Raw genomic sequence first — 24,638 nt, 5'->3', positions numbered from 1 at the left:
ACGGTGTCGTGCTCGCCGACGAAGGAGTCCGATGGCGTCCAGCACGCAGGGCATCGCCACGAGCAGCCCGTGGCACGACCAGCACCGCTCACCCGCTGAGCGCGCTGCGCTGCTGCTGGCCGAGATGACGCTGGAGGAGAAGCTCTCCCAGCTCGTCGGGCTCTGGGTGAACTCCAGTGCCGAGGGCGACGTCGCGCCCCAGCAGTCGAAGATGACCGGCGACGTCGACTGGGACAGGGCCATCGAGGGCGGCCTGGGTCAGCTGACCCGCCCCTTCGGCACCAGCCCGGTGGCACCCGAGGTCGGTGCCCGAGCGCTCGCCTCCGCGCAGCGGCAGATCATGGCGGCGAACCGCTTCGGCATCCCCGCCCTCGTTCACGAGGAGTGCCTGGCCGGATTCGCCGCGTGGCAGGCCACCTGCTACCCGGTTCCGCCGTCCTGGGGCGCCACCTTCGACCCCGAGCTCGTCGAGGAGATGGCCACCCAGATCGGTGCCACCATGCGCGCCGCGGGGATCCACCAGGGTCTGGCTCCCGTGCTCGACGTGACCCGTGACTACCGCTGGGGGCGCGTCGAGGAGACGATCGGCGAGGACCCCTACCTCGTGGGCACGATCGGGACCGCCTACGTGAAGGGCCTGCAGAGCACCGGCATCGTCGCGACGCTCAAGCACTTCGCCGGCTACTCCGCCTCCCGTGCCGGCCGGAACCTCGCACCGGTGAGCATGGGTCCCCGCGAGCTGGCCGACGTCATCCTCCCGCCGTTCGAGATGGCCGTGCGCGAGGGGCGTGTCCGGTCGGTGATGCACTCCTACTCCGAGATCGACGGCGTCCCCGCAGCAGCCAACGACGAGCTGCTGACCGACCTCCTGCGCGGCGAGTGGGGCTTCGACGGGGTCGTCGTGGCCGACTACTTCGGCGTGCGGTTCCTGGAGACCCAGCACCGGGTCGCTGCGACCACGGGTGAGGCTGCCGGCGCAGCGCTGCGCGCGGGCGTCGATGTGGAGCTCCCCTCCGGTGACGCCTATGTCGGGCCGCTGCTCGCCGAGGTGCGCGAGGGCCGGGTCTCCGAGGACCTGGTCGATCGCGCAGCGCTGCGGGTGCTGACGCAGAAGGCCGAGCTGGGGCTGCTCGACGGCGACTGGTCGCCCGAGGTGACGGGTCCGGTGGTTCTCGACGACCCGACCGGTGTCGAGCTCGCGCTGCGCCTGGCCCGTCAGGCCGTCGTGCTGGTCGAGAACCGCGACCACGTGCTGCCGCTGGCCGCCGGCGGGTCGGTCGCGCTGGTGGGTCCGCTCGCCGACGACCCCTACGCGATGCTCGGTTGCTACTCCTTCCCGGCGCACGTCGGTGTCCGTTTCGGTGCCGAGGTGGGCGTCGAGATCCCCACGGTTCGTGAGGCGCTGGCCGGGCGCACCGACGTCAGGTATGCGCGGGGGTGCGACGTCATGGACCCCGACACGTCCGGGTTCGCCGAGGCGGTCGCTCTCGCCGCCGACGCCGAGGTCTGCGTGGTCGCCGTCGGTGACCGCGCCGGCCTGTTCGGTCGTGGCACCTCGGGTGAAGGCTGCGACGCGACCGACCTCCGTCTCCCGGGCGTGCAGGCGGAGCTGATCGAGGCACTGGTGGCGACCGGCACGCCGGTCGTGGTCGTCCTGCTCACCGGGCGGCCCTACGCCCTGGGCGGTCTGCTCGACGGCGTCGCCGGCATCGTCCAGGCCTTCTTCCCCGGGCAGCAGGGCGGCGAGGCGATCGCCGAGATCCTCACCGGTGAGATCGCACCCTCGGGCAGGCTCCCGCTCTCGCTGCCGCGCGAGGCAGGGGCGCAGCCCTCGACCTACCTCAACCCGCCGCTGGGCCGGCGCTCCCCCGTCAGCAACATCGACCCCACCCCCGCCTACGCGTTCGGGCACGGCCTGAGCTACACGAGCTTCGAGTGGAGCGGCGCCCAGGTCGTGAACGACGTCACCGACTGGCATGTCGACGGCGTCGTCGAGGTCAGCGTCACCGTCCGCAACACCGGGAGCCGAGACGGCGCCGAGGTCGTGCAGCTGTACCTGCACGACCGCGCCGCGCAGGTGACGCGACCCGAGAACAGGTTGATCGGGTTCGCCCGGGTGCCGCTGGAACCCGGTGAGTCCTCGACGGTCACGTTCGAGGTACCTGCCGACATGACGAGCTTCACGGGACGCCGAGGTGACCGCATCGTCGAACCGGGCGACGTGGAGCTCCGGCTGTCCCGCTCGAGCGAGGACGTGGTGGCCACGCTGCCGCTGCGACTCGTCGGCACGGAGCGCACCCTCGGCGGGGACCGACGGCTGCGCACCACCGCACGTGTGGAGGGACGATGACCACCGACCTGACCATCGACGCGAGCTCCCGCAACACCAGCGGGCTCGAGACCGTCGCGCCACCGATCAAGGAACGGCGTCGTCGTCGTCGCAGCGGGCAGAGCTGGCGTGACGCGCTGCGCAAGGACTGGCGGCTCTACACCTTCCTGATCCTGCCGGTCGTGTTCCTCGTCATCTTCCGCTACCTGCCGATGGCCGGGAACATCATCGCCTTCCGCAGGTTCCGACCGGGTGGCTCGCTCTTCGGCGACTACTGGGTGGGCTTCTACTACTTCGAGATGTTCTGGAACGACCCCACGTTCTGGCGCGTCTTCAGCAACACCCTGATCCTGGGGGCGCTCACCCTCCTCATCGTGTTCCCGCTGCCGATCGTGCTGGCGCTGCTGCTGAACGAGGTCCGGTCGCGCCGCTTCAAGCGGGCCGTGCAGACGATCACCTACCTGCCGCACTTCATGTCGATCGTCATCGTGGCCGGCATCGTGCTGCAGCTGACCTCGCTCGACGGCACGATCAACCAGATCATCCGCGCCGTGGGCAGCGACGCCATCTCGTTCATGCAGATGCCCGACTGGTTCCGCACCATCTACGTGGGATCGGAGATCTGGCAGACCGTCGGGTGGGGAACGATCCTCTACCTCGCCGCGCTCACCACGATCGACGACCAGCTGTACGAGGCCGCGCGCATCGACGGTGCCAACCGCTGGCAGCAGACGTGGCACATCACGCTCCCAGGGATCCGGCCGACGATGATGGTGCTGCTGATCCTCAACATCGGCTCGTTCCTGGCGGTGGGGTTCGAGAAGATCCTGCTGCTCTACAACCCGCTGCTCTACCCCACGGCTGACGTCATCTCGACCTACCTCTACCGGGTCGGCATCGCCTCGGGCAGCTATTCGTACTCGACCGCGATCGGCCTCTTCGAGGCGATCATCGGCCTCACTCTGGTCCTGTCCGCCAACGCGATCTCGCGTCGCCTCGTAGGGAGCTCGCTGTGGTGACCACCGACCCGACCGCTCACGTCCCCGACCTGGCGGCCGTGCGCAACTCGATGCGGACGATCAAGGAGACCACCGGCTACAAGGTCTTCAAGTACGCCAACGGCGCCTTCCTCGCCCTGGTCTGCGTCGTCACGCTCTACCCCTTCGTCAACCTGGTGGCCAAGGCGTTCTCGTCCGAGGGCGCGATCGCCGCCGGCCAGGTCAACCTCATCCCGCGTGGCTTCAACATCACCACGTTCGCCGCCGTGATGAGCGACGACATGTTCTGGATCAACTACCGCAACACCGTGGTGTACACCGTGGTGGCGACCGTGATCGCGATGGCGATGACGACCACGTTCGCCTACGCCCTGGCGAAGAAGCACCTGAAGGGCAGGTCGTTCTTCGTCGGCATCGCGGTCTTCACGATGTTCTTCAGCGGTGGCCTGATCCCCAACTACCTGCTGATCAACTCGCTCGGCTTCAAGAACTCGATCTGGGCGATCGTCATCCCGAACGCGATCAGCGTCTTCAACCTGCTGATCATGAAGTCCTTCTTCGAGAACTTCCCTCCCGACCTGGAGGAAGCCGCCTCGATCGACGGGCTGTCGACCTACGGCGTCTTCGCTCGTATCGTGCTGCCGTTGAGCAAGGCGGTGCTCGCGACCATGGTGCTGTTCTACGCCGTCTCGTTCTGGAACTCCTGGTTCGCTGCCTTCCTCTACATGGACAAGGCCGAGCTCTACCCGGTGACGATCTACCTCCGCAACCTGCTCGCAGCCGCGACGTCCATGGAGGACATGGGCACGGACAACGTGCAGATCGCCTCCAACGTGCAGGCCGTGACGATGGTGCTCACCGTGCTGCCGATCATCTGCGTCTACCCCTTCATCCAGCGCTACTTCGTGTCCGGCGTGATGCTCGGCTCCGTCAAGGGCTGACCCGACCTGACTCGCACCCCAGACCACCCGCTCGCCCCCGCAACGACGCAAGGAGTAACCCTCATGAGCGACACCCGCAACACCCTCAGCCGCCGCAACGTGCTGCGCGGCGCCCTGATCACCGCCGCAGCAGTCCCGTTCGGCCTCACCCTCGCTGCCTGCGACACCGGCGACGTCGGAGGCGGCGGCGGTGGCGGCGGTGGGGACGAGGACGTCGACCTCAGCGACAAGATGGTCGGCGCGATGGAGGACTACGACGTCGGCACGACCTTCGTCGCGACGACGCCGCTGACGTTCAACATGCTCTACCGCGACCACCCGAACTACCCGCTCAAGGACGACTGGTCCTTCTTCACGCACGTCGACGAGACCAACAACGTCACGTTCGACTTCACCTCGGTCCCGCTCTCGGACTTCGAGGACCGCCGCAGCCTGCTGATCGCGGCAGGGGATGCGCCCACGGTCATCACGCAGGCGTACGCCGGGACGCTGGACCAGTTCGTGCCCAGCGGCGCGCTGCTGCCGGTCTCGAAGTACATCGAGCACATGCCCAACTTCCGGGCCAAGGTGGAGGCGTGGGGCCTGCAGGCCGACCTCGACCGCACGCGCCAGATCGACGGCGAGTACTACGTGCTGCCCGGGCTCCAGGAGAGCGCCAAGCCGACCTACACGTTCGCCATCCGGGAAGACCTCTGGCAGGCCGCCGGCCTGGACTCCGACCCCGCGACCTTCGACGAGTTCCGCGACCAGATGCGCGAGGTCAAGGCCGCCTCCCCCGACCTCGACTACGTGCTCTCCGACCGCTGGAACTCCGGCGGCCCGATGGAGGCCAGTCTCAACGCCTCGGCACCGAACTTCGGCGTCCGCGCCGGATGGGGGTTCGGGGACGGCACCGTGTGGAACGGCAGCGCCTACGAGTTCACGGGAGCGATGGACGGCTACCGGCAGCTGCTGGAGTTCTACGCCAGCCTCGTGCAGGAGGGGCTGATGGATCCCGAGTCGATCACGCAGGATGACGACGCGGCCATCCAGAAGCTCACCAACGGGCGCTCGGCGGTGATCGGGTCGAACGACCAGGAGATCCTGACCTACCGGGACAACCTGGTCCAGGCCGGGAACAGCGATGCTGCGCTCCGCCAGATCATCGTCCCGGCCGGCCCCGCGGGGAACTTCGTCGACAACACGCGGTTCGAGTCCGGTATCGCGCTCTCCTCGACCGCGCTGGATCGCGAGGACTTCGTCGCGATGCTGCAGTTCCTGGACTGGTTGTACTTCTCCGACGAGGGCCTGGAGTTCGCGAAGTGGGGTGTCGAGGGCGAGACCTTCACCCGTGCCGCCGACGGTACCCGTGAGCTGATGCCCGACATCGACATCAACGGTCTCAACCCAGGAGCACCTCAGATGCTCAACACCGACTACGGCTACCACAACGGTGTCTTCATGCCGGCGCACGGTTCCACGCAGGATCTCCTCGACTCGATGCTGCGCGAGGAGGTGGTGGAGTTCCGGGCCAAGATGAACGAGAAGGACCCCGTGGATCTCGGCCCCGGCTTCCTGCTGAACGAGCTCGACCAGGAGCAGGTGGCGCTGCAGCAGACCGCGCTCAAGGATGCCTGCTACCAGGCGACGGCCGCCTTCATCCTCGGGCAGCGTTCCTTCGACGACTGGGACTCCTACGTCGGCGAGCTGGAGTCCGCTGGCATGTCCGGCTACCTCGAGAAGTTCAACAACTCGCTGCGCGAGGCGTGACCGATCGCGGAGCGTGACAGCATGACGTCCGTGACGAGCGCCGAACCGTTGCCCGGCGAGCTCGGCCGAGGGCCCCTCGGTCGAGCGAGCGTGGTGCTGCACCGGTACGCCGCGATCAGCCTCGGATGTGTGCTCGCCAGCCTTCCCGCGGCAGCAGGTGCGCTCCTGCTGCCGTGGGAGGGCCTGGCCGTCCTGCTGATCGTGCTGCTCACCGGGTCGGTTGCTGCCGCGCTCTCGGCTGCGTTGGCCGCCTGGCGTGACGAGGCACGCACCGTTCACCCCGAGCCCTGGTCCGCCTTCTGGAGGGGCTGGCGCCGGAACGCGGTCGACGTGCTGCGCGCGGTGGCACCCGGGCTCGTGGTCGTCGGGATCGTGTCCGTCACCGTGGTCAACATCGGCGGCGCGGGCATCGGTCCGGGATACGCCTGGTTGTTGCTGGGCATCGCCGGGGTCACGACCCTGATCGGCATCCGCGTCACGGTGCTGGCGACCATGTTCGCCTTCCGCACCCGTGACCTGTGGCGGCTTGCCGCCTTCACACTCTTCCGAGTACCCCGGGCCACGGTGGCGCTCCTGGCCATGGTGATCTGCGCCGTCGGGCTGGTCTGGATCACGAACGAGGCGGCGCTGCTCGCCCTCGTCGGGGTTCTGGCTCGGTGGCTGCTGCACCACGAGCGCCCGGTCATCGATCTCGTCCGCGACCAGTTCACCCTCGAAGGGCAGGCATCGGCTCCGTGACCACGCCGAGGATCCGCTACGGCGGCGACTACAACCCCGAGCAGTGGCCCCGCGAGGTCTGGGAGGAGGACTACGCGGCCTTCGACCTCGCGGCGATCGACACCCTCACCGTCGGGGTGTTCGGCTGGGCGCACGTGCAGCCCGCCGAGGACAGCTACGACTTCACGACGCTGGACGCCATCGTCGAGCGCGCCGTCGCGGGTGGCCGCTCGATCGTGCTCGCCACGCCGACCGGCGCGATGCCGCCCTGGCTCTCCCACGAGTACCCGGAGGTCAACCGGACCGACTTCGAGGGCAGACGGCACAGCTACGGGCAGCGGCACAACCACTGCCCGAGCGCGCCGGCGTACCAGCGGTTCTCCGCCGCGATCGCCGAACGGATCGCGGCCCGTTACGCGGGGACGCCTGGGCTGATCGCCTGGCACGTGGCCAACGAGTACGGCGGTCCGGACGGCTCCTGCTACTGCGAGAGCTGCGCGGCGGCGTTCCGGGTCTGGCTGCGTACGCGGTACGGCACCCTCGACGCCCTGAACCAGGCGTGGAACACCATGTTCTGGTCGCACCTGTTCACCGCCTGGGAGCAGATCGTGCCGCCCAACGCGCTCAGCGAGCACTGGCGCGGGCCCAACCACACCGCCTTCCAGGGCATCACGCTCGACTACCGGCGGTTCATGTCGGACGCGCTGCTGGCCAACTTCGTGGCGGAGAAGGAGCAGATCCGCCGCCACGACGCCACGACGCCGGTCACGACGAACTTCATGGGCCCGTTCCGGCCCATCGACTACCACCGGTGGGCCCCGCACCTGGACCTCGCGACCTGGGACAACTACCCGCCGGGGCGGCGTCAGGAGGTCCGGATGGCGTTCAGCCACGCCCTGATGCGTGGCCTCAGGGGTGGGTCTCCGTTCTGGGTCATGGAGCAGACCCCCACGATCACCGCGAGTCGCGACGTCAACTCGGTGAAGCGGCCCGGCGTGCTCGGGCTGTGGTCGTGGCAGGCGGTCGCGCACGGTGCCGACGCGGTGCTGTACTTCCAGATGCGGCAGTCGCAGGGGGCGTGCGAGAAGTACCACGGCGCGGTGCTGGACCACGCGGGCCGCACCGACACGAGGGCGTTCCGCGAGATCGCCGAGCTCGGTGCCCAGCTGACCGACCTCGGAGATGCGGTGCTGGGCGCCCGGACCCCGGCCAGGACCGCGGTGATCTTCGACTGGGACTCCTGGTGGACCACCGAGATGACCGATGGCTTCAACCGGCATGTCAGCTATCTGGCGGTGGTGCTGGGCTACTACGGCGCGTTGTGGCGTGCGAACGCCGCCGTCGACGTGGTCCCGTGCACCGCGGACCTGAGCGACTACGACGTGGTGCTCGCACCCGCCCTGCACGTGGTCAAGGGCGACATCGCCGACCGGCTCCGCGCCGTCGTCGAGCGTGGCGGGACGGTGCTGACCTCGTTCTGGGCGGGCAGGGCCGACGAGAGCGCGCGCGCCTTCCTCATGGATGCGCCGGGACCGTTCGGCGACGTGTTCGGCGTCCGCGTCGAGGAGACCGACTCCGCGGGACCGGGTGAGGACAACTCGGTCACCCTCGAGCTCCAGACCGAACGGCTCACCGCACCCGCCTCGCTCGTGTTCGAGGTACTGGTGCCGGAGGGCGCCGAGGTCGTGGGTACCTACGACGACGACTTCTACGCCGGCCGCGCCGCCGTCACGCGCCACCGGGTGGGCCTGGGCGAGGCCTGGTACATCGGCACCGATCTCGGAGCCGCTGGGCTGGACCGGATCGTGCGCCAGGTGCTGGAGCGCCACGACCTCGTGGGGCCGCACCCGGACGATCCCGATCTCGAGGTGGTCGACCGGATCGGCGAGCGCGGCCACATCCGCTTCCTGCTCGACCACGCCGCCACCACGGTGGAGATCCAGCGGCTCGACCCCGACTCCTCCCCCACGACCCTGCTCCGCACCTCCGCCGGCTTCCGCACCTGACCGGTTTCAACACGATTCCGTCCACCCACCGGTTTCAACACGATTCCGTCCACCTCCCGGTTTCAACACGGTTCTGTCCACGGTCCGGTTTCGACGCGATCCCTGCGCGGTGCTCACGCGGCTCGGCTGAGAAGCGCCGCCTCGAGCTCGGCGAGCAGCGCCTGGGGCGTGAACATCAGCCGTTCCCACCGCACGTGGATGACGTGGTAGCCGAGGCTGCGCAGCAGCCGGTCACGACGCCGGTCCTCGGCCGAGCGCGTCTGGGGATGGGCCAGGCGACCGTCGTACTCGATGATCACGCGAGACTCCACGAAGAGGATGTCTGCTCTCGCGACGATGCGGTTGCGTCGGAAGATCTTGGCGTTTCCGAGCCACCCGGTGAAGCCGCGTTTCCTCAGGAGGTCGTGCAGCTCGACCTCGGCCAGGCTCACGGCGCCGCGGTCGAGTGCCGCCGCCATCGCGCGCAAGCGCACGACACCGTAGAGATGCGTCCGCTCGGCGAGCTGCGCCCGCAGCTCGGTGGAGGTGATGAGGTCGCGCGTCACCAGCCAGGCAAAACGTCCCCAGGCCTCCGTGTTCGGAAGTCGTCCCAGCACATCGGCAAGCGTGGTGAGCCGGTCCGTGACCGCCCACGTCCCGTGGTCGTCGACCTGTACCGGGCGGATGCTCCAGTGGTGCGCCACCAGGCCCTTCATCGAGCGGCGCCCGTCCGGAACGAGGACATGGGTCGCGCCGTCGTCGACGATCGGCATGCCATGGAGGACTGCTGCGGTGCGAAAGCAGACGATCGAGTCCGGCCACGTCAGCCGAGCCGCGACGGCCCGCTGCCGGACGGTTGGCGCACGCGTGCCGAGAACGTAGCCAACACCGCACACATGCTGGAGCCGCCCAGCCCGTCGCAGCCGACCGAACCGACTCCGGGACACCCCCGCCCGAGTGGCCATCTCGGCGGTGATGACGCCGTGGGTGTCGGCAGCAACAGACATGAGTCGACGGATCTCCATCCGACGATCCCACGCGAGGTCGCGTGTTCTTCGCTCGGGCGGGTCACCCCTGCTGTGGATACATGTGCATCAGGCAGTACCTGTGGACGACGAGCGAGCGTCCGGAATCGTGTTGAAACCGGGAGGTGGACGGAATCGTGTTGAAACCGGGAGGTGGACGGAATCGTGTTGAAACCGGGAGGTGGACGGAATCGTGTTGAAACCGGGAGGTGGACGGAATCGTGTTGAAAGCGGTCAGGGGGTGAGGGCGGAGGGATCGATCTGGGTGCGGGCGGCGGGGTCCTTGCGTGCGCTGCCCACGGCAGCGGCAGCCTTGAGGGCGGCGGACAGGGCCGCGGCGTCGGCGCGCGGCACCCGCACGATGGCGTGGGCGCGCTCCTCACCGTCCTCGCCGAGCACCGGCTGGGGGCCCAGGACCTCGGCCGCGGTCGGCAGCTCGGCGCGCTGCAGCAGGCCGCGCACCGCCGCCCACTCCCCCGTGATGCTCGCCAGCCTCGCCGACGGCGGGAACCTCAGCTCCGCACGCTCGCCCAGCTCGCGCTGGGCGTACCCGACCGGGTCCCACCGCAGCAGTGCCTGCGCGGGGGCGGCGGGTGGCTGTCCGAGCAGCATCACCTCGCCGTCGGGGCGCACCAGCGCGGCCGCGTTGAACCAGCGCCGCAGCGCCTCCACGGAGGCGTCGAGATCCTCGCGTGCAGCCATCACCGCGCCGTCCAGCAGCACCGCCGCGGCATACCCGCCCTCCGCGATGGGCTCGGCGCCCGGCGTCGAGACCACCAGACGCGGCTTGCCGTCGACCGCGTCGACGACGCCGCCGTCCCTTCCGGAGGAGGTCACGGGCGTGCCAGGGAACGCGCGCCCCAGCTCTTCGGCGGTCCGGCCCGACCCGAACCGGACCGCTCGGACCCGGTCGGCGCCGCACTCCTGGCAGTGCCAGCCGTTCGCACGCCGGCCGCACCACCGGCACGAGGGCGGCGCATCACCCGACGGCAGCCCCAACGGCCCGTGGCAGTGGGCGCACCGCGCGGGCGTCCGGCACCGCGCGCACGCGACGACCGGGAGGTAGCCCGCCCGTGGCACCTGCACGAGCACCGGCCCCGAGACGAGTGCACGCCGCACCAGCTCCCAGGCCGGGCGCGGGAACCGTGCCGCCGCCGCGTCGCCCTCGCGGGCCAGGTCGACGTCGGAGGGCACCACCACCCGCGGCGTCCGCGTCCGTACCTGGTCCCGGGGAGCGACCAGCGAGCGCGCCCAGCCGTCGGAGACCAGCTGCTCGGCCGCGGGCGTGCGGGCGTAGCCACCCAGCAGCGCCGCAGCCCCCTGCTGCTCCGCCCGCATCACCAGCACCTCGCGGGCGTGCGGGTAGGGCGCCCTGGGCTCGGCGTACAGGTCGTCGCCCTCGTCCCAGCAGACCACCAGCCCGAGATTCCGGACCGGCGTCAGCGCCGCCGAGCGCGTCCCGACCACCACGCCCACCCGTCCGAGCAGCGCGAGCAGGAACCGCCGGTAGCGCGCCGAGCGACCCTGCTCGGCGGTCAGCACCACGTGGTCCACCTCGGCGTCCAGCAGCGCCTGCTCCATGAGCACCACGTCGCGCGCGTCCGGCACGATCACCAGCGCGCCGCGGCCGGATGAGCGCACCGCGCGCACCGCGGCCACGATCGCCTCCGGCCACTGCGGCCCACCCTCGGGTGCCGGCAACGCCGACCAGACAGCTCGCGGCGACGACCCGGTCGCCAGGCGCCGCAGAAACGCCGGTCCTCCGGGATAGGCGTCCCACGCACCGCCGTGTTCGCTCTCAGCGAACAGCCCCTCGTGCAGCTCGGTCCGTTCCTCGGGCTCCGCAGCCAGCACGGCTGCCTCGGCGCTCGCGTGCCGGGGCGGGATGGCCAGCCTGAGCACGTCGGTCGTGGTCCCGGCGTAGGTCTGCGCCACCGAGCGCGCCAGGCGCAGCACCTCCGGGGCCAGCACCGGCACCGTCGAGACCACGCGGCGAACAGGCGCCAAATCACCGTGGTGGGTGCTCGCAGCGGTACGGCCGATCACCCAGCCGTCGCGTTCCCGGCCGGCGAAGCGGACCTTGACCCGCACCCCCACCCGCACCTGGTCCTCGAGGCTCTCGGGGATGCCGTAGTCGAACGGCCTGTCCAGGTGCGGCAGCGGCACGTCGACCAGCACCTGCGCGACGCTCGCCCACGTGCTGACCCGCGTCGGCTCCGAGCGCGGGTCGAGGAGGCTGGGTTGTTCGGCCACCGGCGCTCTGTCAGCGCACCGCGGCCCGCAGCGCGTCCGCGCGGTCGGTCCGCTCCCAGGTGAACTCCGGCAGCTCGCGCCCGAAGTGCCCGTAGTTGGACGTGAGCGCGTAGATCGGGCGGAGCAGGTCGAGCGCGGCGATGATGGCGGCGGGGCGGAGGTCGAACACCTCGCTGATCGCGGCCGCGATCGCCTCGTTGGGCACCGTCTCGGTACCGAAGGTCTCGACGTAGAGCGCGATCGGGTGCGCCCGGCCGATCGCGTAGCTGACCTGCACCTCGCACCGCCGGGCCAGGCCGGCGGCCACGACGTTCTTCGCGACCCAGCGCATCGCGTAGCTGGCGGAGCGGTCGACCTTCGAGGGGTCCTTGCCGCTGAACGCACCGCCGCCGTGCCGGGCCATGCCGCCGTAGGTGTCGACGATGATCTTGCGGCCGGTCAGCCCGGCGTCACCCATCGGGCCGCCGATGACGAACAGTCCCGTCGGGTTGATGATCAGGTCGGGTGCGCTGGCGTCCAGCCCCACCTGCGCCGCGATCTCGGCCAGCACCGGCTCGATCACCTCGGCGCGCAGCGCGGGCGCGAGCGTGCGCTGCACCTCGACGTCCTCGTCGTGCTGGGCGGACATCACGACCGTGTGCACCCCGACGGGGCGGTCGCCCTCGTAGGCGATCGTCACCTGGGTCTTGCCGTCGGGCCTGAGGTGGCTGATGATCCCCTGCTTGCGGACCATGGTGAGCCGCTCGGAGAGCCGGTGCGCCAGCAGCACCGGCAGCGGCATCAGCTGCGGCGTCTCGTCGGTGGCGTAGCCGAACATCAGCCCTTGGTCGCCGGCGCCCTGCATGTCGTAGGGGTCGCGGCCATCGGTGTCGTGCCGCGACTCGAGCGAGAAGTCGACGCCGGCGGCGATGTCGCCGGACTGCTGCCCGATCGAGATCGAGACGCCGCAGGAGTCGCCGTCGAACCCGACCCGCGAGGAGGTGTACCCGATCCCGGTCACGACATCGCGGACGATCCGAGGGATCTCGACGTAGCCGTTGGTGGTCACCTCACCCGCCACGTGCACGAGACCGGTCGTGACCATCGTCTCGACCGCGACGCGCGCATGCGGGTCGTCGCTGAGCATGGCGTCGAGGATCGAGTCCGAGATCTTGTCGCAGATCTTGTCGGGGTGTCCCTCGGTGACCGACTCGGACGTGAAGAGGCGCGTACTCACCCGGGCAGCGTAGTCGCGCCCGCCGACAGCTCGCTGGGCACGTCCACCGCCGCCCGGGTGTCGAGCAGCGCCCCGACGGCGTCCACCAGGCCGCGCGCGACGTCGGCCTTGGTTCCCTCGACCTCGCCGACGACCGCGCCCTGGCGGTCGAGGATCACGACGGCGTTGGGCACGTCCCCGAAGCCGCTCCCGTTGCCGACCTGGTTGACGGCGAGCAGGTCAGCACCCTTGTGGCGAGCCTTGGCGCGGCCGTGCTCGAGCACGGAGCCGGCGGCGTCGCCGGTCTCGGCCGCGAACCCGACGACCACCTGCTCCGGGCGGGCCTCACGTGCGAGCCCGGCGAGGATGTCGGGGTTCTCGACGAGGTCGATGACGAGGCCGTCCCCCGACTTCTTCACCTTGGCCTCCGCGACGGTGGCGGGCCGGTAGTCGGCGACGGCCGCTGCCATCACCAGCACGTCCGCGCGGCCGGCGCGCTCGCGCATGGCGGCCTGCAGGTCCGCGGTGCTCTCGACCGGGACGATCTCGACGTCGGGGGGCAGCAACGCCGCGTCCACGTTCGCCGCGACCAGCGTCACGTCGGCGCCGCGCGCGGCGGCCTCGGCGGCGATCGCGACGCCCTGCCGACCCGAGGAGCGGTTGCCCAGGAAGCGCACCGGGTCGAGCGGTTCCCTGGTGCCGCCGGCGCTCACGACGACGCGGCGGCCGGCGAGGTCGGCGGTGCGCTCGGGCTGCTCGACCAGGGCGAGGGCCGCGGCGGCGATCGCCTCGGGCTCCGGGAGCCGCCCAGGACCGGTGTCGGCTCCGGTGAGCCGGCCGACCTCGGGCTCCATCACGTGCGTGCCGCGACCGCGCAGCGTCGCGACGTTCGCGGCCGTGGCCGGGTGCTGCCACATCTCGGTATGCATCGCCGGTGCCATCAGCACCGGGCACGTGACGGTCAGCAGCGTCGCGGTCAGCAGGTCGTTCGCCATTCCCGCGGCGGCTCGGGCCATCAGGTCGGCGGTCGCCGGGGCGACGATCACCAGGTCGGCCTGCCGGCCGATGCGGACGTGCTCGACCGTGTCGGTGCCGTCGAAGACCGAGGCGGTCACCGGCTGGCCGGAGAGGGCCTCCCAGGTGGGGACGCCCACGAACTCCAGGGCCGCCGTCGTCGGGACGACACGGACCTCGTGGCCTGCTTCACGCAGCAGGCGCAGCAGGAGGGCGGACTTGTAGGCGGCGATGCCGCCCGCGACGCCGAGGACGACGCGCACGCTGATCCCCCTCCGACTGCTCGGTCTCAGTCCTCTTCGGGCTCGACGGTCAGCAGCCCGGAGGAGATCTCGCGCATCGCGATCGACAGCGGCTTCTCCTGCGGCTCGGTCTCGACGAGCGGACCCACGTACTCGAGCAGGCCCTCGTTGAGCTGCGCGTAGTAGGCGTTGATCTGCCGGGCCCGCTTGGAGGACCAGATCACCAGGGCGTACTTGGAGTCGACCGACTCGAGCAGCTTGTCGATCGGCGGGTCGGTGATGCCTTCAGGGGCGGCAACGGTTCCGGACATGTCAAGACCTCACAGTCGTGGTGGCGGCGAGCCCGCACCGCGGGGTCGGTGCCGTGGGCACGGCGGGCTCAGCCAAGTGGCCAACGGCCAGTCTACCCGGATTCCCCCGAGATGAGGGCGACCAGCTCGTCCGTGGCGCGTGTCACGTCGTCGTTGACGATCGTGTGGTCGAACTCCGACTGCGCCGCCATCTCGATCTTGGCGGTGGCGAGCCGTCGGGCGCGCTCCTCGTCGTCCTCGGTGCCGCGGCCGATCAGCCGCCGCACGAGCTCCTCCCAGGTGGGTGGGGCGAGGAACACGAACCGTGCCTCCGGCATCGTGGTGCGCACCTGTCGCGCGCCCTGCAGGTCGATCTCCAGCAGCGCCGGTCGGCCCTGGGCCAGGCACGCGTCCACCGGGCCGCGCGGCGTCCCGTAGTGGTGCCGGCCGTGCACCACCGCGTGCTCGAGGAAGTCGCCGCGCGCCACCATGTCGGCGAACGTCTCGGGCGAGATGAACAGGTAGTGGACGCCGTCGATCTCGCCGGGACGCGGCGGCCGGGTGGTGGCCGAGACCGACAACCAGATTTCGGGGTAGCGGGCGCGGATGTCAGCCGAGACGGTTCCCTTGCCCACGGCGGTCGGGCCGGCCAGGACCGTCAGCCGCGCAGGCGTGATGGGCCGGCCCGTGGGAGCCGGCTCAGCCAAACTGCTCGACCAGCTTGGCGATCTGGTGCGGCCCCAGGCCGCGGACACGGCGGGACTCGGAGATCCCGATCTCGGTCATGATCGACTTGGCGGTCACGCGCCCCACGCCGGGCAGCGACTCCAGCAGCGACAGCACCTTGAGCTTGCCGATCGCGTCGTCGGTCTTGCCCTGCTCGATCACCTCGGAGAGCTTGCCGCCCGAGTACTTGAGGCGGTTCTTGACCTCCGCACGGACGGCACGAGCTTCGGCAGCCTTCTCGAGCGCAGCAGCGCGCTGCTCGGGCGTGAGGTTGGGGAGGGCCACGATCTCACCTCGGGTTGGGGACGCTTGCATGGCAACCTAGCGACGCGCGAGCGGTGCGGCAACCGCAGCAGCTGCGCGACAGGTTCTGGGAAGGCGAACCTACGCCCGACCGGTGGCCGCAGCGAGCTCGGCGGCGAGCCGCCTGGCCGCCTCCCCGAGCGCCGCAGGGTCCGGGCCGGCCCGCAGCACGCTGCGGGAGGCGCTGGCGAGCACGGCCCCGACGGCGGCGCCGAACGTGGCCTCGAGGTCCTCCGGGCGGCCGCCCTGCTCCCCCAGACCGGGGGCCAGCAGCGGGCCCCGTACCGCGGCCAGGTCGGCACCGACGTCGGTCGGTGCGGACCCGATCGTGGCACCGGTGACGAGCCCGACCGTGCCCAGCCGGGCGCCGCCGGCCAGGTCCTGGGCGTTGTCGGCGGACGCGTGCGCGGCGATCGCCGCCGCCACGCTCGTGCCCGCCGCGGTCCTGGCGTGCTGCACCTCGGCCCCCTCGGGGTTCGAGGTCAGCGCGAGCACCAGCACGCCCCGCCCGGTCGCGCGCGCCTCGGCGATCGCCGGCGCCAGCGAGCCGTAGCCGAGGTAGGGCGACAGGGTCACGCAGTCCCCGGCCAGAGGTGAGTCCTTGCCGAGGAACGCGTCGGCGTAGCCGTTCATCGTCGACCCGATGTCACCACGCTTGGCGTCGACGATGCACAGCACCCCGGCGGCCCGGCAGCCGGCGATCAGCTCCTCGAGCACCGCGAAGCCCGCACTCCCCCAGCGCTCGTAGAACGCCGCCTGCGGCTTCACGGCGGCGACGTGGGGGCCGACGGCCTCGAGCGTCCGCAGCGCGAACTCTCGGAGCCCGGCCACGCCGTCAGGCAGCCCCCACTCGCGCACGAGCCCCGGGTGCGGGTCGATCCCCACGCACAGCGGCCCGTGGCTGTCCATGGCGTCGGCCAGCCGGGTGCCGAAGGGCACGATCGTGCTCATGAGCCGGCGCCGGCCGGCTCGGCCAGCCGACGCTCGCGCGCCCGGTCGTGCTCCTGCAACGAGATCACCTCGAAGGGCCCCCGCCGCACGGCCTCGATCGCCTGTACCGCGGCGCTCAGCTGCTGCATCGTGGTGATGATCGCGCGGTCGGCCGCGGTGGTGGCGGCCCGGATGTCGTAGCCGTCGGCGCGGGTGCCCTTGCTCCCGGGGGTGTTGACGACCATGTCGATCTCACCCGCGTTGATGAGGTCGACGACCGTCGGCTCGCCGTTCGGCCCTCGCCCCTCGTAGCCCTTGCGGACGACGGCGGCCTCGATGCCGTTGCGGCGGAGCACGCTCGCCGTGCCTCCGGTCGCGACGATCCGGAACCCCAGCTCCACGAGCCGGGCCGTGGGCAGGATCACCGAGCGCTTGTCGCGGTCCGCGACCGAGACGAACACCGTGCCCTCGCTGGGCAGCCCGCCGAACGCGGCCGCCTGCGACTTCGCGAAGGCGAGCGGGAAGTCGACGTCGTACCCCATCACCTCACCGGTCGAGCGCATCTCCGGCCCGAGCACGGTGTCCACCACGGTGCCGGCCGGGGTGCGGAACCGCTTGAAGGGCAGCACCGCCTCCTTGACGGCGATCGGGGCGTCCGGGTCGGACGTCGAGGCGTCGAGCTCGGGCAGGTGGCCGGCAGCCCGGAGGTCGGCGATGCTCATCCCCGACATCAGCAGCGCCGCCGCCTTCGCCAGCGGCACCCCGGTCGCCTTGGAGACGAACGGCACCGTGCGGCTCGCGCGCGGGTTGGCCTCGAGCACGTACAGCACGTCCGAGGACAACGCGTACTGGATGTTGATCAGGCCACGGACCCCGACGCCGGCGGCGATCGCCTCGGTCGAGGTGCGGATCCGGGCGACCATCGCGTCCGAGAGCGTGACCGGCGGCAGCACGCACGCGGAGTCACCGGAGTGGATGCCGGCCTCCTCGATGTGCTCCATGACACCGCCGAGGAACAGCTCGTGGCCGTCGTACAGGGCGTCGACGTCGATCTCGATCGCCTGGTCCAGGAACCGGTCGACGAGCACCGGGGCGGGCAGGACGGTCGGGGCGCCGGCGGCGTCGGCCGCCACCCCGGTGGCGCGGCTGATGTAGTCGACCAGCTGGGCGTCGTCGTACACGATCTCCATGCCGCGCCCGCCGAGCACGTAGCTGGGTCGCACCAGCACCGGGTAGCCCACCCGGTCCGCGATCTCGCGGGCCTGGGGCAGCGAGATCGCCGTGCCGAACGCCGGCGCGGGCAGCCCGGCACCCATCAGCACCTGACCGAAGAGCCCGCGGTCCTCGGCGGCGTCGATCGCGTCGGGCGGGGTGCCCCAGATCGGCACACCGGCAGCCGCGAGCCGCGCCGCGAGCGAGAGCGGCGTCTGGCCACCCAGCTGCACGATCACACCGGCGACGGGACCCACCTCGAGCTCGGCGCGGTAGACCTCGTACACGTCCTCGAACGTCAGCGGCTCGAAGTAGAGCCGGTCCGCGGTGTCGTAGTCGGTCGAGACCGTCTCGGGGTTGCAGTTGATCATCACGGTCTCGTACTCGCCGCGCAGCGCGAGCGTGGCGTGCACGCACGAGTAGTCGAACTCGATCCCCTGCCCGATCCGGTTCGGACCGGACCCGAGGATCAGCACCGCGGGCCGCTCGCGCGGCTGCACCTCGGTCTCGGCGTCGTAGCTCGAGTAGTGGTACGGCGTGCGCGCCTCGAACTCGGCCGCGCAGGTGTCGACCGTCTTGTACACCGGTCGCAGCCCGTAGGCGTGCCGCATCTCCAGGACCGTCTGCTCGCCGAGCCCACGGATCTCGGCGATCTGGGTGTCGGAGAACCCGTGCCGCTTGGCGGCCCGAAGCGTCTCGACGTCGAGCGTCGGCGCCTGCTCGATGTCGCGGGCGACCTCCTGCAGCAGCATCAGCTGATCCACGAACCACGGGTCGATCCCGGTCGCGCCGGTCAGCTCCTCCAGCGTGGCCCCGCCGCGGATCGCCTGCTGCAGGTCCAGCAGCCGGTGCTCGGTGGGCGTGCTGATCGACTCGATCAGCGCCGCGGTGGTCTCGGCGTCAGGCGCCTCACCCTTCCAGTGGAACGAGCTGCTCGCGGTGTCGATCGAGCGAAGCGCCTTCTGCAGCGCCTCGGTGAAGTTGCGCCCGAGGGCCATCGCCTCGCCGACGCTCTTCATCGTCGTGGTCAGCGTGGGGTCCGCGGCGGGGAACTTCTCGAACGCGAACCGCGGGACCTTGACGACGACGTAGTCCAGCGTGGGCTCGAAGCTCGCGGGGGTGGAGCCGGTGATGTCATTGGGGATCTCGTCGAGGGTGTACCCGATCGCCAGCCGTGCCGCGATCTTGGCGATCGGGAACCCGGTCGCCTTCGAGGCCAGCGCGGAGGAGCGCGAGACGCGCGGGTTCATCTCGATGACCACGACCCGGCCGGTCTCGGGGTGCACCGCAAACTGGATGTTGCAGCCACCGGTGTCGACGCCCACCTCGCGGATGACGGCGATGCCGACGTCGCGCAGCTTCTGGTACTCGCGGTCGGTCAGGGTGAGCGCCGGTGCGACCGTGATCGAGTCGCCGGTGTGCACACCGACCGGGTCGACGTTCTCGATCGAGCACACCACCACGACGTTGTCCGACTTGTCGCGCATCAGCTCGAGCTCGTACTCCTTCCAGCCGAGGATCGACTCCTCCAGGAGCACCTCGGTGGTCGGCGAGTAGTGCAACCCCTGACCGGCGATCTGGTGCAGCTGGGCCTCGTCGAACGCGATGCCCGAGCCGAGGCCGCCCATCGTGAAGGAGGGCCGCACCACGACCGGGTAGCCGAGGTCCTGCACGGCTTCGAGGCAGTCGGCCATCGAGTGGCAGATCGCCGAGCGTGCGGACTCGGCGCCGCAGCGCTCGACGACGCCCTTGAACTGGTCGCGGTCCTCGGCGAGGTTGATCGCCTCGATGTTCGCGCCGATCAGCTCGACGTCGTAACGCTCGAGGACACCGCGCTCGTGCATCGCGATGGCCGCGTTCAGCGCGGTCTGCCCGCCCAGGGTCGGCAGCAGCGCGTCGGGGCGCTCCTTGGCGATGATCGACTCGATGACATCGGGGGTGATCGGCTCGACGTAGGTCGCGTCGGCGAACTCCGGGTCGGTCATGATCGTCGCCGGGTTGGAGTTGACGAGGATGACGCGCAGCCCTTCCTCGCGCAGCACCCGGCACGCCTGGGTTCCCGAGTAGTCGAACTCGGCGGCCTGGCCGATGACGATGGGGCCGGAGCCGATGACGAGGACGCTGGAGATGTCGGTGCGGCGGGGCATCAGCTGGCGCTCTTTCCGGAGATGAGGTCGACGAAACGGTCGAACAGGTAGGCGGCGTCGTGCGGGCCGGCGGCGGCCTCGGGGTGGTACTGCACGGAGAAGGCGGGGATGTCCAGGCACCGCAGCCCCTCGACCACGCCGTCGTTGAGCCCGACGTGCGAGACCACGACCCGGCCGTACCGGCCGTCGTCGAAGGGGGTGGTGACCGGGTCCCCGATCGGGGCGTCGACGGCGAACCCGTGGTTGTGGGAGGTGATCTCGACCTTGCCGGTGACCAGGTCCTTGACCGGCTGGTTGACGCCACGGTGACCGAACGCCAGCTTGTAGGTGCCCAGCCCGAGCGCACGGCCGAGGATCTGGTTGCCGAAGCAGATGCCGAAGTAGGGGACCTTGCGGTCCAGCACCTCGCGGAGCAGGGCGACCTCGTGGACCGAGGCCTCCGGGTCGCCGGGGCCGTTGGAGAAGAACACCCCGTCGGGATCGACAGCCAGGACGTCCTCGATGCTGGACGTCGAGGGCAGCACGTGCACCTCGACACCTCGCTCGGCGAGCCGCTGCGGCGTCATCTCCTTGATGCCGAGGTCGACGGCGGCCACCCGGGCGAGCGGCTCCTTGCCCTCGAACTCGCCGGACGGCGGGACCACGTAGTTCTCCGTGGTGGTCACCTCCCGTGCCAGGTCGGCACCGGCCATCGCGGGCGCGGACCGCACCTGCTCGAGCAGCTCGGCGTCGCCGTGGCTGCCGGGCAGGGTGGGGAGCGCGTCGCCGGAGAAGATGCCGGCGCGCATCACGCCCCGGTCCCGCAGGTGCCGGGTCAGGGCCCGGGTGTCGATGTCGCAGATGCCGACGACGCCCTGCTCCGCCAGCTCCTCCTCCAGCTCGCGCCGGGAGCGCCAGCTCGACGCGCGCCGGGTGGGGTCGCGCACGATGTAGCCGGCCACCCAGATCCGGCGGGACTCGGGGTCCTCGTCGTTCACGCCGGTGTTGCCGATGTGCGGGGCCGTCATCACGACGATCTGGCGGTGGTAGGAGGGGTCGGTCAGCGTCTCCTGGTAGCCGGTCATGCCGGTCGAGAAGACGATCTCGCCCAAGGCGGCGCCGCGCGCGCCGTAGGCGCGTCCACGCAGCACGTAGCCGTCCTCGAGGACGACCAGTGCGGTCTGCGGTGCGGTGGTGGTCATCAGGCTCCTTGGTTCTCGATCAGAGCGGTCACGCGGTCGTGGAGGCGGTCGCGCTCGGCGTCGTTGCGCATGCGCAGCCCGGTCTCGAGCTCGTAGCCGCCGTGCGTCCACTGCACGATCACGAGCGAGGAGGTGGTGCGCACGCCGTCCAGCTTCACGGTCGGGATGAACAGCGTGCTGGCCCTGCGGCGGTCGATCAGCACGCCGTCGGTGCGGACGGCGGCGATCGCGGTGCCCCGTTTGTCGAGGCCGCGGGAGATCACGCGCTGGTCGTGGGCGCCCTTGATGCTCGTCACCACGTAGGTGGTCTCGAGGCCGTGGTCGGCACCGCCCGCCGGGACCTTGGGCAGCGGGGGCAGGTTCGGTCCCTCCTTGGGCGCGGGCGCCAGGGCGGTGCGCCGGAGCAACGAGAACACCAGCAGCCCGATCACGATCACGGCCAGGCCGATCCAGACGAACCTCATGCGAGGCCCTCGATCGGGATCGGGGTGGCGTCGAGGACGGTCGCACGGCCGCCGTAGAACGTCGCGACCACCCGGCCGGGCAGCTCGCGTCCGGCGAACGGGGTGTTGTCGCTCGCGGTGAGCAGCTCGCGCGGCACCACCGGCCAGCGTGACCCCGGGTCGACCAGCGTCAGGTGGGCGGGTTCGCCGACGGCGACCGGTCGCCCTTGGTCGTGCACCCGGCCGATCGCGGCCGGTGCGCTCGACATGGTGCGGGCGACGTCCTCCCAGCCGAACTCGACGTCGTCGGCCAGCACCATCGACTCGATCACGACCGACAGCGCGGTCTCCAGACCGGTCATCCCGAAGGCGGCCACGTCGAACTCGCAGTCCTTGTCCTCGCTGGGGTGCGGGGCGTGGTCGGTGGCGACGATGTCGATCGTCCCGTCCGCGAGACCCTGCCGGACCGCGAGCACGTCCTGCGCCGTGCGCAGCGGCGGGTTGACCTTGAACTGCGGGTCGTAGCCGCGCACGGCCTCGTCCGTGAGCAGCAGGTGGTGCGGCGTCACCTCGGCGGTCACCTGGATGCCGCGGGCCTTGGCCCAGCGCACGATGTCGACGCTGCCCGCCGTCGACAGGTGGCAGATGTGCACGCGCGAGCCCACGTGCTCGGCGAGCAGCACGTCGCGAGCGATGATCGACTCCTCCGCGACCGCCGGCCAGCCGGTCAGCCCGAGCTCGGCGGAGACCACGCCCTCGTTCATGACCGCACCGGAGGTCAGCCGCGGCTCCTGCGCGTGCTGGGCGATCACGCCGTCGAACGCCTTCACGTACTCGAGAGCGCGACGCATGAGAACCGGGTCGTCCACGCACACGCCGTCGTCGGAGAACACGCGGACGGTCGCGGCCGAGTCGGCCATCGCGCCCAGCTCGGCGAGGCGCTCGCCGCCCAGCCCGACCGTGACCGCGCCGACGGGGCGTACGTCCACCCAACCCGCGTCGCGGCCCAGCCGCCACACCTGCTCCACGACGCCGGCGGTGTCGGCGACCGGCTGGGTGTTCGCCATCGCGTGCACGCAGGTGAAGCCACCCAGCGCGGCGGCGCGGGTACCGGACCACACGGTCTCGGCGTCCTCGCGGCCCGGCTCGCGCAGGTGCGTGTGCAGGTCGACCAGGCCGGGCAGGACGACCAACCCGGTGGCGTCGATCGTGCTCACGCCGCTGTCACGCGCGGACGTGGCCTCGGCACCGGTCGCGGCGATGACGCCGTCGCGCAGGAGCAGGTCCGTGGTGGAGCCGTCCGGAAGGGTGGCGCCCAGGATCAGGTACTCGCTCGTGCCCCGTGCTGGCGCAGCGACGCTCGCTCCGCTCCGGTCCTTGCTCGCAGGTGCACTCATCAGGCAGTCCCTCCGGTGGCGCCCTCGGACCCTCCGAGAAGCATGTAGAGCACGGCCATGCGGACCGCGACACCGTTCGTCACCTGCTCCAGGATCACGGCCTGGGCGGAGTCGGCCGCCTCGGCCGAGATCTCCAGGCCGCGGTTCATCGGCCCGGGGTGCATGACGAGCGCGTCCGGCCCGAGCGCGGCCAGCCGGTTGCGGTCGAGCCCGAACTTGCGGGAGTACTCCTGCGGCGAGGGGAAGAACCCGCCCCCGGCCGCACTCATCCGCTCCCGCTGCACACGCAGCATCATGATCGCGTCGGCGCCCTGCGCGATCGCGCCGTCCAGGTCGTAGGACACCGCGCACGGCCATCTCTCGACGCCGACCGGGAGCAGCGTGGGCGGGCTGACCAGGGTGACCGTGGCGCCGAGGGTGTGCAGGAGATCGACGTTCGACCGTGCCACCCGGGAGTGCAGCACGTCGCCGACCACGAGGACCCGCACCCCGCCGAGGTCGGAGCCGATCGCGTCGTCCCCGCGCAGGTTGCGTCGCATCGTGTACGCGTCGAGCAGCGCCTGCGTGGGGTGCTGGTGCTTGCCGTCACCGGCGTTGATCACCGGGGTGTCGATCCATCCCGAGGTGGCGAGGCGGAACGGGGCACCCGAGGCGGGGTGCCGGATGATCACGCCATCGGCGCCCATGGCCTGCAACGTCTGTGCGGTGTCCTTGAGCGACTCGCCCTTGGAGACGCTGGAGCCCTTGGCGGAGAAGTTGATGACGTCCGCGGAGAGCCGCTTGGCGGCCGCCTCGAACGAGATCCGCGTGCGGGTCGAGTCCTCGAAGAACAGGTTGACGACCGTCTTGCCGCGCAGCGGCGGGAGCTTCTTGATCTCGCGCTGCTGCGTGGCTGCCATCGTGGCGGCGGTGTCGAGGATCGCGACCGCTTCCTCGCGGCTCAGGTCCTTGGCCGAGAGCAGGTGTCGCATCAGCTCTCCTCCCCCGTGCTGCGACCGATCGCGACCTCGTCGACGCCGTCCACCTCGGCGAGGCGTACCCGCACGTGCTCGGCAGCCGCCGTCGGGAGGTTCTTGCCCACGTAGTCCGCCCGGATGGGCAGCTCCCGGTGGCCGCGGTCGACCAGGACGGCGAGCTGGATGGCACGGGGACGCCCGACGTCGGAGATCGCGTCGAGGGCGGCCCGCACGGTCCGGCCGGAGAACAGCACGTCGTCGACCAGCACGACGACCTTGTCGTCGATGCCGCTCGCGGGGATCGTGGTCGGCTCGATGGGGCGTACCGGGTGGCGGCGCAGGTCGTCACGGTGCAGCGTGATGTCGAGCGTCCCCACCAGGGTCTCGGCGGGGTCGTCGCGGCCGTCGGCCTGCAGCACGCGCTCGCCGAGCCGGCGGGCCAGGTCGGCGCCCCGGGTGGGGATCCCGAGCAGCACGAGACCGGCGGAGCCGTTGTTGCGCTCGATGATCTCGTGGGCGATGCGCGTCAGCGCGCGTGCGATGTCGCTCGAGTCGAGGACGACGCGTTCGGTGGCCGAGCGCGCGGGGGTGCCAGAAGTCATCCG

Annotated in this window: 20 protein-coding genes and 1 pseudogene; 6 read left to right on the top strand and 15 right to left on the bottom strand. The window is 70.9% G+C overall.

Features of this window, described 5'->3' with window-relative positions:
* Window positions 1-31: 31 nt before the first annotated feature.
* From GPA04_RS02995 to GPA04_RS02970, 6 genes are all read left to right on the top strand, one after another.
* Window positions 32-2,350: a beta-xylosidase/alpha-l-arabinosidase gene (locus GPA04_RS02995; RefSeq protein WP_156222137.1), complete on the top strand. Its 2,319-nt coding sequence runs from the start codon at window positions 32-34 to the stop codon at window positions 2,348-2,350.
* A complete protein-coding gene (locus GPA04_RS02990) occupies window positions 2,347-3,348 on the top strand; it encodes an ABC transporter permease (RefSeq protein ID WP_156222135.1) in 1,002 nt (333 codons plus the stop codon). Before GPA04_RS02995 ends, GPA04_RS02990 begins: the two co-directional genes overlap by 4 nt.
* Window positions 3,342-4,268 (top strand): carbohydrate ABC transporter permease, encoded by a 927-nt coding sequence (locus GPA04_RS02985; protein WP_436277897.1) that lies wholly within the window; start codon window positions 3,342-3,344, stop codon window positions 4,266-4,268. Before GPA04_RS02990 ends, GPA04_RS02985 begins: the two co-directional genes overlap by 7 nt.
* A gap of 63 nt (window positions 4,269-4,331) precedes the next feature.
* Window positions 4,332-6,017: an ABC transporter substrate-binding protein gene (locus GPA04_RS02980; RefSeq protein WP_156222133.1), complete on the top strand. Its 1,686-nt coding sequence runs from the start codon at window positions 4,332-4,334 to the stop codon at window positions 6,015-6,017.
* A gap of 21 nt (window positions 6,018-6,038) precedes the next feature.
* The gene (locus GPA04_RS02975) at window positions 6,039-6,755 is read left to right on the top strand and encodes a YesL family protein (RefSeq protein ID WP_156222131.1); all 717 of its coding nucleotides are present in this window, start codon (window positions 6,039-6,041) and stop codon (window positions 6,753-6,755) included.
* A complete protein-coding gene (locus GPA04_RS02970; RefSeq protein ID WP_156222129.1) occupies window positions 6,752-8,740 on the top strand; it encodes a beta-galactosidase in 1,989 nt (662 codons plus the stop codon). Before GPA04_RS02975 ends, GPA04_RS02970 begins: the two co-directional genes overlap by 4 nt.
* Window positions 8,741-8,853: 113 nt before the next feature.
* Here the strand turns inward: GPA04_RS02970 and GPA04_RS02965 are convergent, their stop codons facing one another.
* From GPA04_RS02965 to pyrR, 15 genes and pseudogenes are all read right to left on the bottom strand, one after another.
* Window positions 8,854-9,492, bottom strand: a complete 639-nt coding sequence (locus tag GPA04_RS02965; protein ID WP_241680550.1) for a DUF559 domain-containing protein — start codon at window positions 9,490-9,492, stop codon at window positions 8,854-8,856.
* A 141-nt stretch (window positions 9,493-9,633) separates the two neighbouring features.
* Window positions 9,634-9,726 (bottom strand): annotated as a pseudogene (locus GPA04_RS21480) (hypothetical protein); the annotation flags it as partial.
* A 252-nt stretch (window positions 9,727-9,978) separates the two neighbouring features.
* Window positions 9,979-11,997, bottom strand: a complete 2,019-nt coding sequence (locus GPA04_RS02960; protein WP_156222125.1) for a primosomal protein N' — start codon at window positions 11,995-11,997, stop codon at window positions 9,979-9,981.
* Between the two features lie 10 nt (window positions 11,998-12,007).
* Window positions 12,008-13,213, bottom strand: a complete 1,206-nt coding sequence (metK, locus tag GPA04_RS02955; protein WP_156222122.1) for a methionine adenosyltransferase — start codon at window positions 13,211-13,213, stop codon at window positions 12,008-12,010.
* On the bottom strand, window positions 13,210-14,469 hold the full coding sequence (gene coaBC, locus GPA04_RS02950) for a bifunctional phosphopantothenoylcysteine decarboxylase/phosphopantothenate--cysteine ligase CoaBC (protein ID WP_156222121.1): 1,260 nt from the start codon (window positions 14,467-14,469) through the stop codon (window positions 13,210-13,212). The genes metK and coaBC overlap by 4 nt, the downstream gene beginning before the upstream one ends.
* A gap of 26 nt (window positions 14,470-14,495) precedes the next feature.
* Complete coding sequence (gene rpoZ / locus GPA04_RS02945) at window positions 14,496-14,759, bottom strand: DNA-directed RNA polymerase subunit omega (protein ID WP_156222119.1); 264 nt, start codon at window positions 14,757-14,759, stop codon at window positions 14,496-14,498.
* A 92-nt stretch (window positions 14,760-14,851) separates the two neighbouring features.
* Entirely contained in the window at window positions 14,852-15,445 is a 594-nt protein-coding gene (gene gmk / locus GPA04_RS02940; protein ID WP_156222117.1) for a guanylate kinase, read from the bottom strand.
* Entirely contained in the window at window positions 15,438-15,749 is a 312-nt protein-coding gene (mihF, locus tag GPA04_RS02935) for an integration host factor, actinobacterial type (RefSeq protein ID WP_156222115.1), read from the bottom strand. Before mihF ends, gmk begins: the two co-directional genes overlap by 8 nt.
* A 99-nt stretch (window positions 15,750-15,848) precedes the next feature.
* Window positions 15,849-16,718, bottom strand: a complete 870-nt coding sequence (pyrF, locus tag GPA04_RS02930; protein WP_156222114.1) for an orotidine-5'-phosphate decarboxylase — start codon at window positions 16,716-16,718, stop codon at window positions 15,849-15,851.
* A complete protein-coding gene (carB, locus tag GPA04_RS02925; RefSeq protein WP_156222112.1) occupies window positions 16,715-20,056 on the bottom strand; it encodes a carbamoyl-phosphate synthase large subunit in 3,342 nt (1,113 codons plus the stop codon). The genes pyrF and carB overlap by 4 nt, the downstream gene beginning before the upstream one ends.
* On the bottom strand, window positions 20,056-21,237 hold the full coding sequence (carA, locus tag GPA04_RS02920) for a glutamine-hydrolyzing carbamoyl-phosphate synthase small subunit (RefSeq protein WP_156222110.1): 1,182 nt from the start codon (window positions 21,235-21,237) through the stop codon (window positions 20,056-20,058). The genes carB and carA overlap by 1 nt, the downstream gene beginning before the upstream one ends.
* The gene (locus GPA04_RS02915) at window positions 21,237-21,701 is read right to left on the bottom strand and encodes a PH-like domain-containing protein (RefSeq protein WP_156222108.1); all 465 of its coding nucleotides are present in this window, start codon (window positions 21,699-21,701) and stop codon (window positions 21,237-21,239) included. Before GPA04_RS02915 ends, carA begins: the two co-directional genes overlap by 1 nt.
* The gene (locus GPA04_RS02910; RefSeq protein ID WP_156222106.1) at window positions 21,698-23,077 is read right to left on the bottom strand and encodes a dihydroorotase; all 1,380 of its coding nucleotides are present in this window, start codon (window positions 23,075-23,077) and stop codon (window positions 21,698-21,700) included. Before GPA04_RS02910 ends, GPA04_RS02915 begins: the two co-directional genes overlap by 4 nt.
* Window positions 23,077-24,048, bottom strand: coding sequence for an aspartate carbamoyltransferase catalytic subunit (locus GPA04_RS02905; protein WP_156222104.1), 972 nt, complete (start codon window positions 24,046-24,048; stop codon window positions 23,077-23,079). The genes GPA04_RS02910 and GPA04_RS02905 overlap by 1 nt, the downstream gene beginning before the upstream one ends.
* Window positions 24,048-24,635, bottom strand: a complete 588-nt coding sequence (gene pyrR / locus GPA04_RS02900; RefSeq protein WP_156222102.1) for a bifunctional pyr operon transcriptional regulator/uracil phosphoribosyltransferase PyrR — start codon at window positions 24,633-24,635, stop codon at window positions 24,048-24,050. The genes GPA04_RS02905 and pyrR overlap by 1 nt, the downstream gene beginning before the upstream one ends.
* Between the last annotated feature and the right edge of the window lie 3 nt (window positions 24,636-24,638).

The sequence above is a fragment of the Pseudactinotalea suaedae genome, from assembly GCF_009733815.1.
GTDB classification, from domain to species: Bacteria; Actinomycetota; Actinomycetes; order Actinomycetales; family Beutenbergiaceae; genus Pseudactinotalea; species Pseudactinotalea suaedae.
Note: the sequence above shows the minus strand (reverse complement) of the source record. Positions and strands in the feature narration are given on the sequence as shown.

Excerpts from the sequence above, each read along its gene's own strand:
- GPA04_RS02995 (WP_156222137.1), top strand. The coding sequence starts at position 32 with ATGGCGTCCAGCACGCAGGGCATCGCCACGAGCAGCCCGTGGCACGAC.
- GPA04_RS02990 (WP_156222135.1), top strand. The coding sequence starts at position 2,347 with ATGACCACCGACCTGACCATCGACGCGAGCTCCCGCAACACCAGCGGG.
- GPA04_RS02980 (WP_156222133.1), top strand. The coding sequence starts at position 4,332 with ATGAGCGACACCCGCAACACCCTCAGCCGCCGCAACGTGCTGCGCGGC.
- GPA04_RS02975 (WP_156222131.1), top strand. The coding sequence starts at position 6,039 with ATGACGTCCGTGACGAGCGCCGAACCGTTGCCCGGCGAGCTCGGCCGA.
- GPA04_RS02965 (WP_241680550.1), bottom strand. The coding sequence starts at position 9,492 with ATGCCGATCGTCGACGACGGCGCGACCCATGTCCTCGTTCCGGACGGG.
- rpoZ (WP_156222119.1), bottom strand. The coding sequence starts at position 14,759 with ATGTCCGGAACCGTTGCCGCCCCTGAAGGCATCACCGACCCGCCGATC.
- pyrF (WP_156222114.1), bottom strand. The coding sequence starts at position 16,718 with ATGAGCACGATCGTGCCCTTCGGCACCCGGCTGGCCGACGCCATGGAC.
- carB (WP_156222112.1), bottom strand. The coding sequence starts at position 20,056 with ATGCCCCGCCGCACCGACATCTCCAGCGTCCTCGTCATCGGCTCCGGC.
- carA (WP_156222110.1), bottom strand. The coding sequence starts at position 21,237 with ATGACCACCACCGCACCGCAGACCGCACTGGTCGTCCTCGAGGACGGC.
- GPA04_RS02915 (WP_156222108.1), bottom strand. The coding sequence starts at position 21,701 with ATGAGGTTCGTCTGGATCGGCCTGGCCGTGATCGTGATCGGGCTGCTG.
- GPA04_RS02910 (WP_156222106.1), bottom strand. The coding sequence starts at position 23,077 with ATGAGTGCACCTGCGAGCAAGGACCGGAGCGGAGCGAGCGTCGCTGCG.
- GPA04_RS02905 (WP_156222104.1), bottom strand. The coding sequence starts at position 24,048 with ATGCGACACCTGCTCTCGGCCAAGGACCTGAGCCGCGAGGAAGCGGTC.
- pyrR (WP_156222102.1), bottom strand. The coding sequence starts at position 24,635 with ATGACTTCTGGCACCCCCGCGCGCTCGGCCACCGAACGCGTCGTCCTC.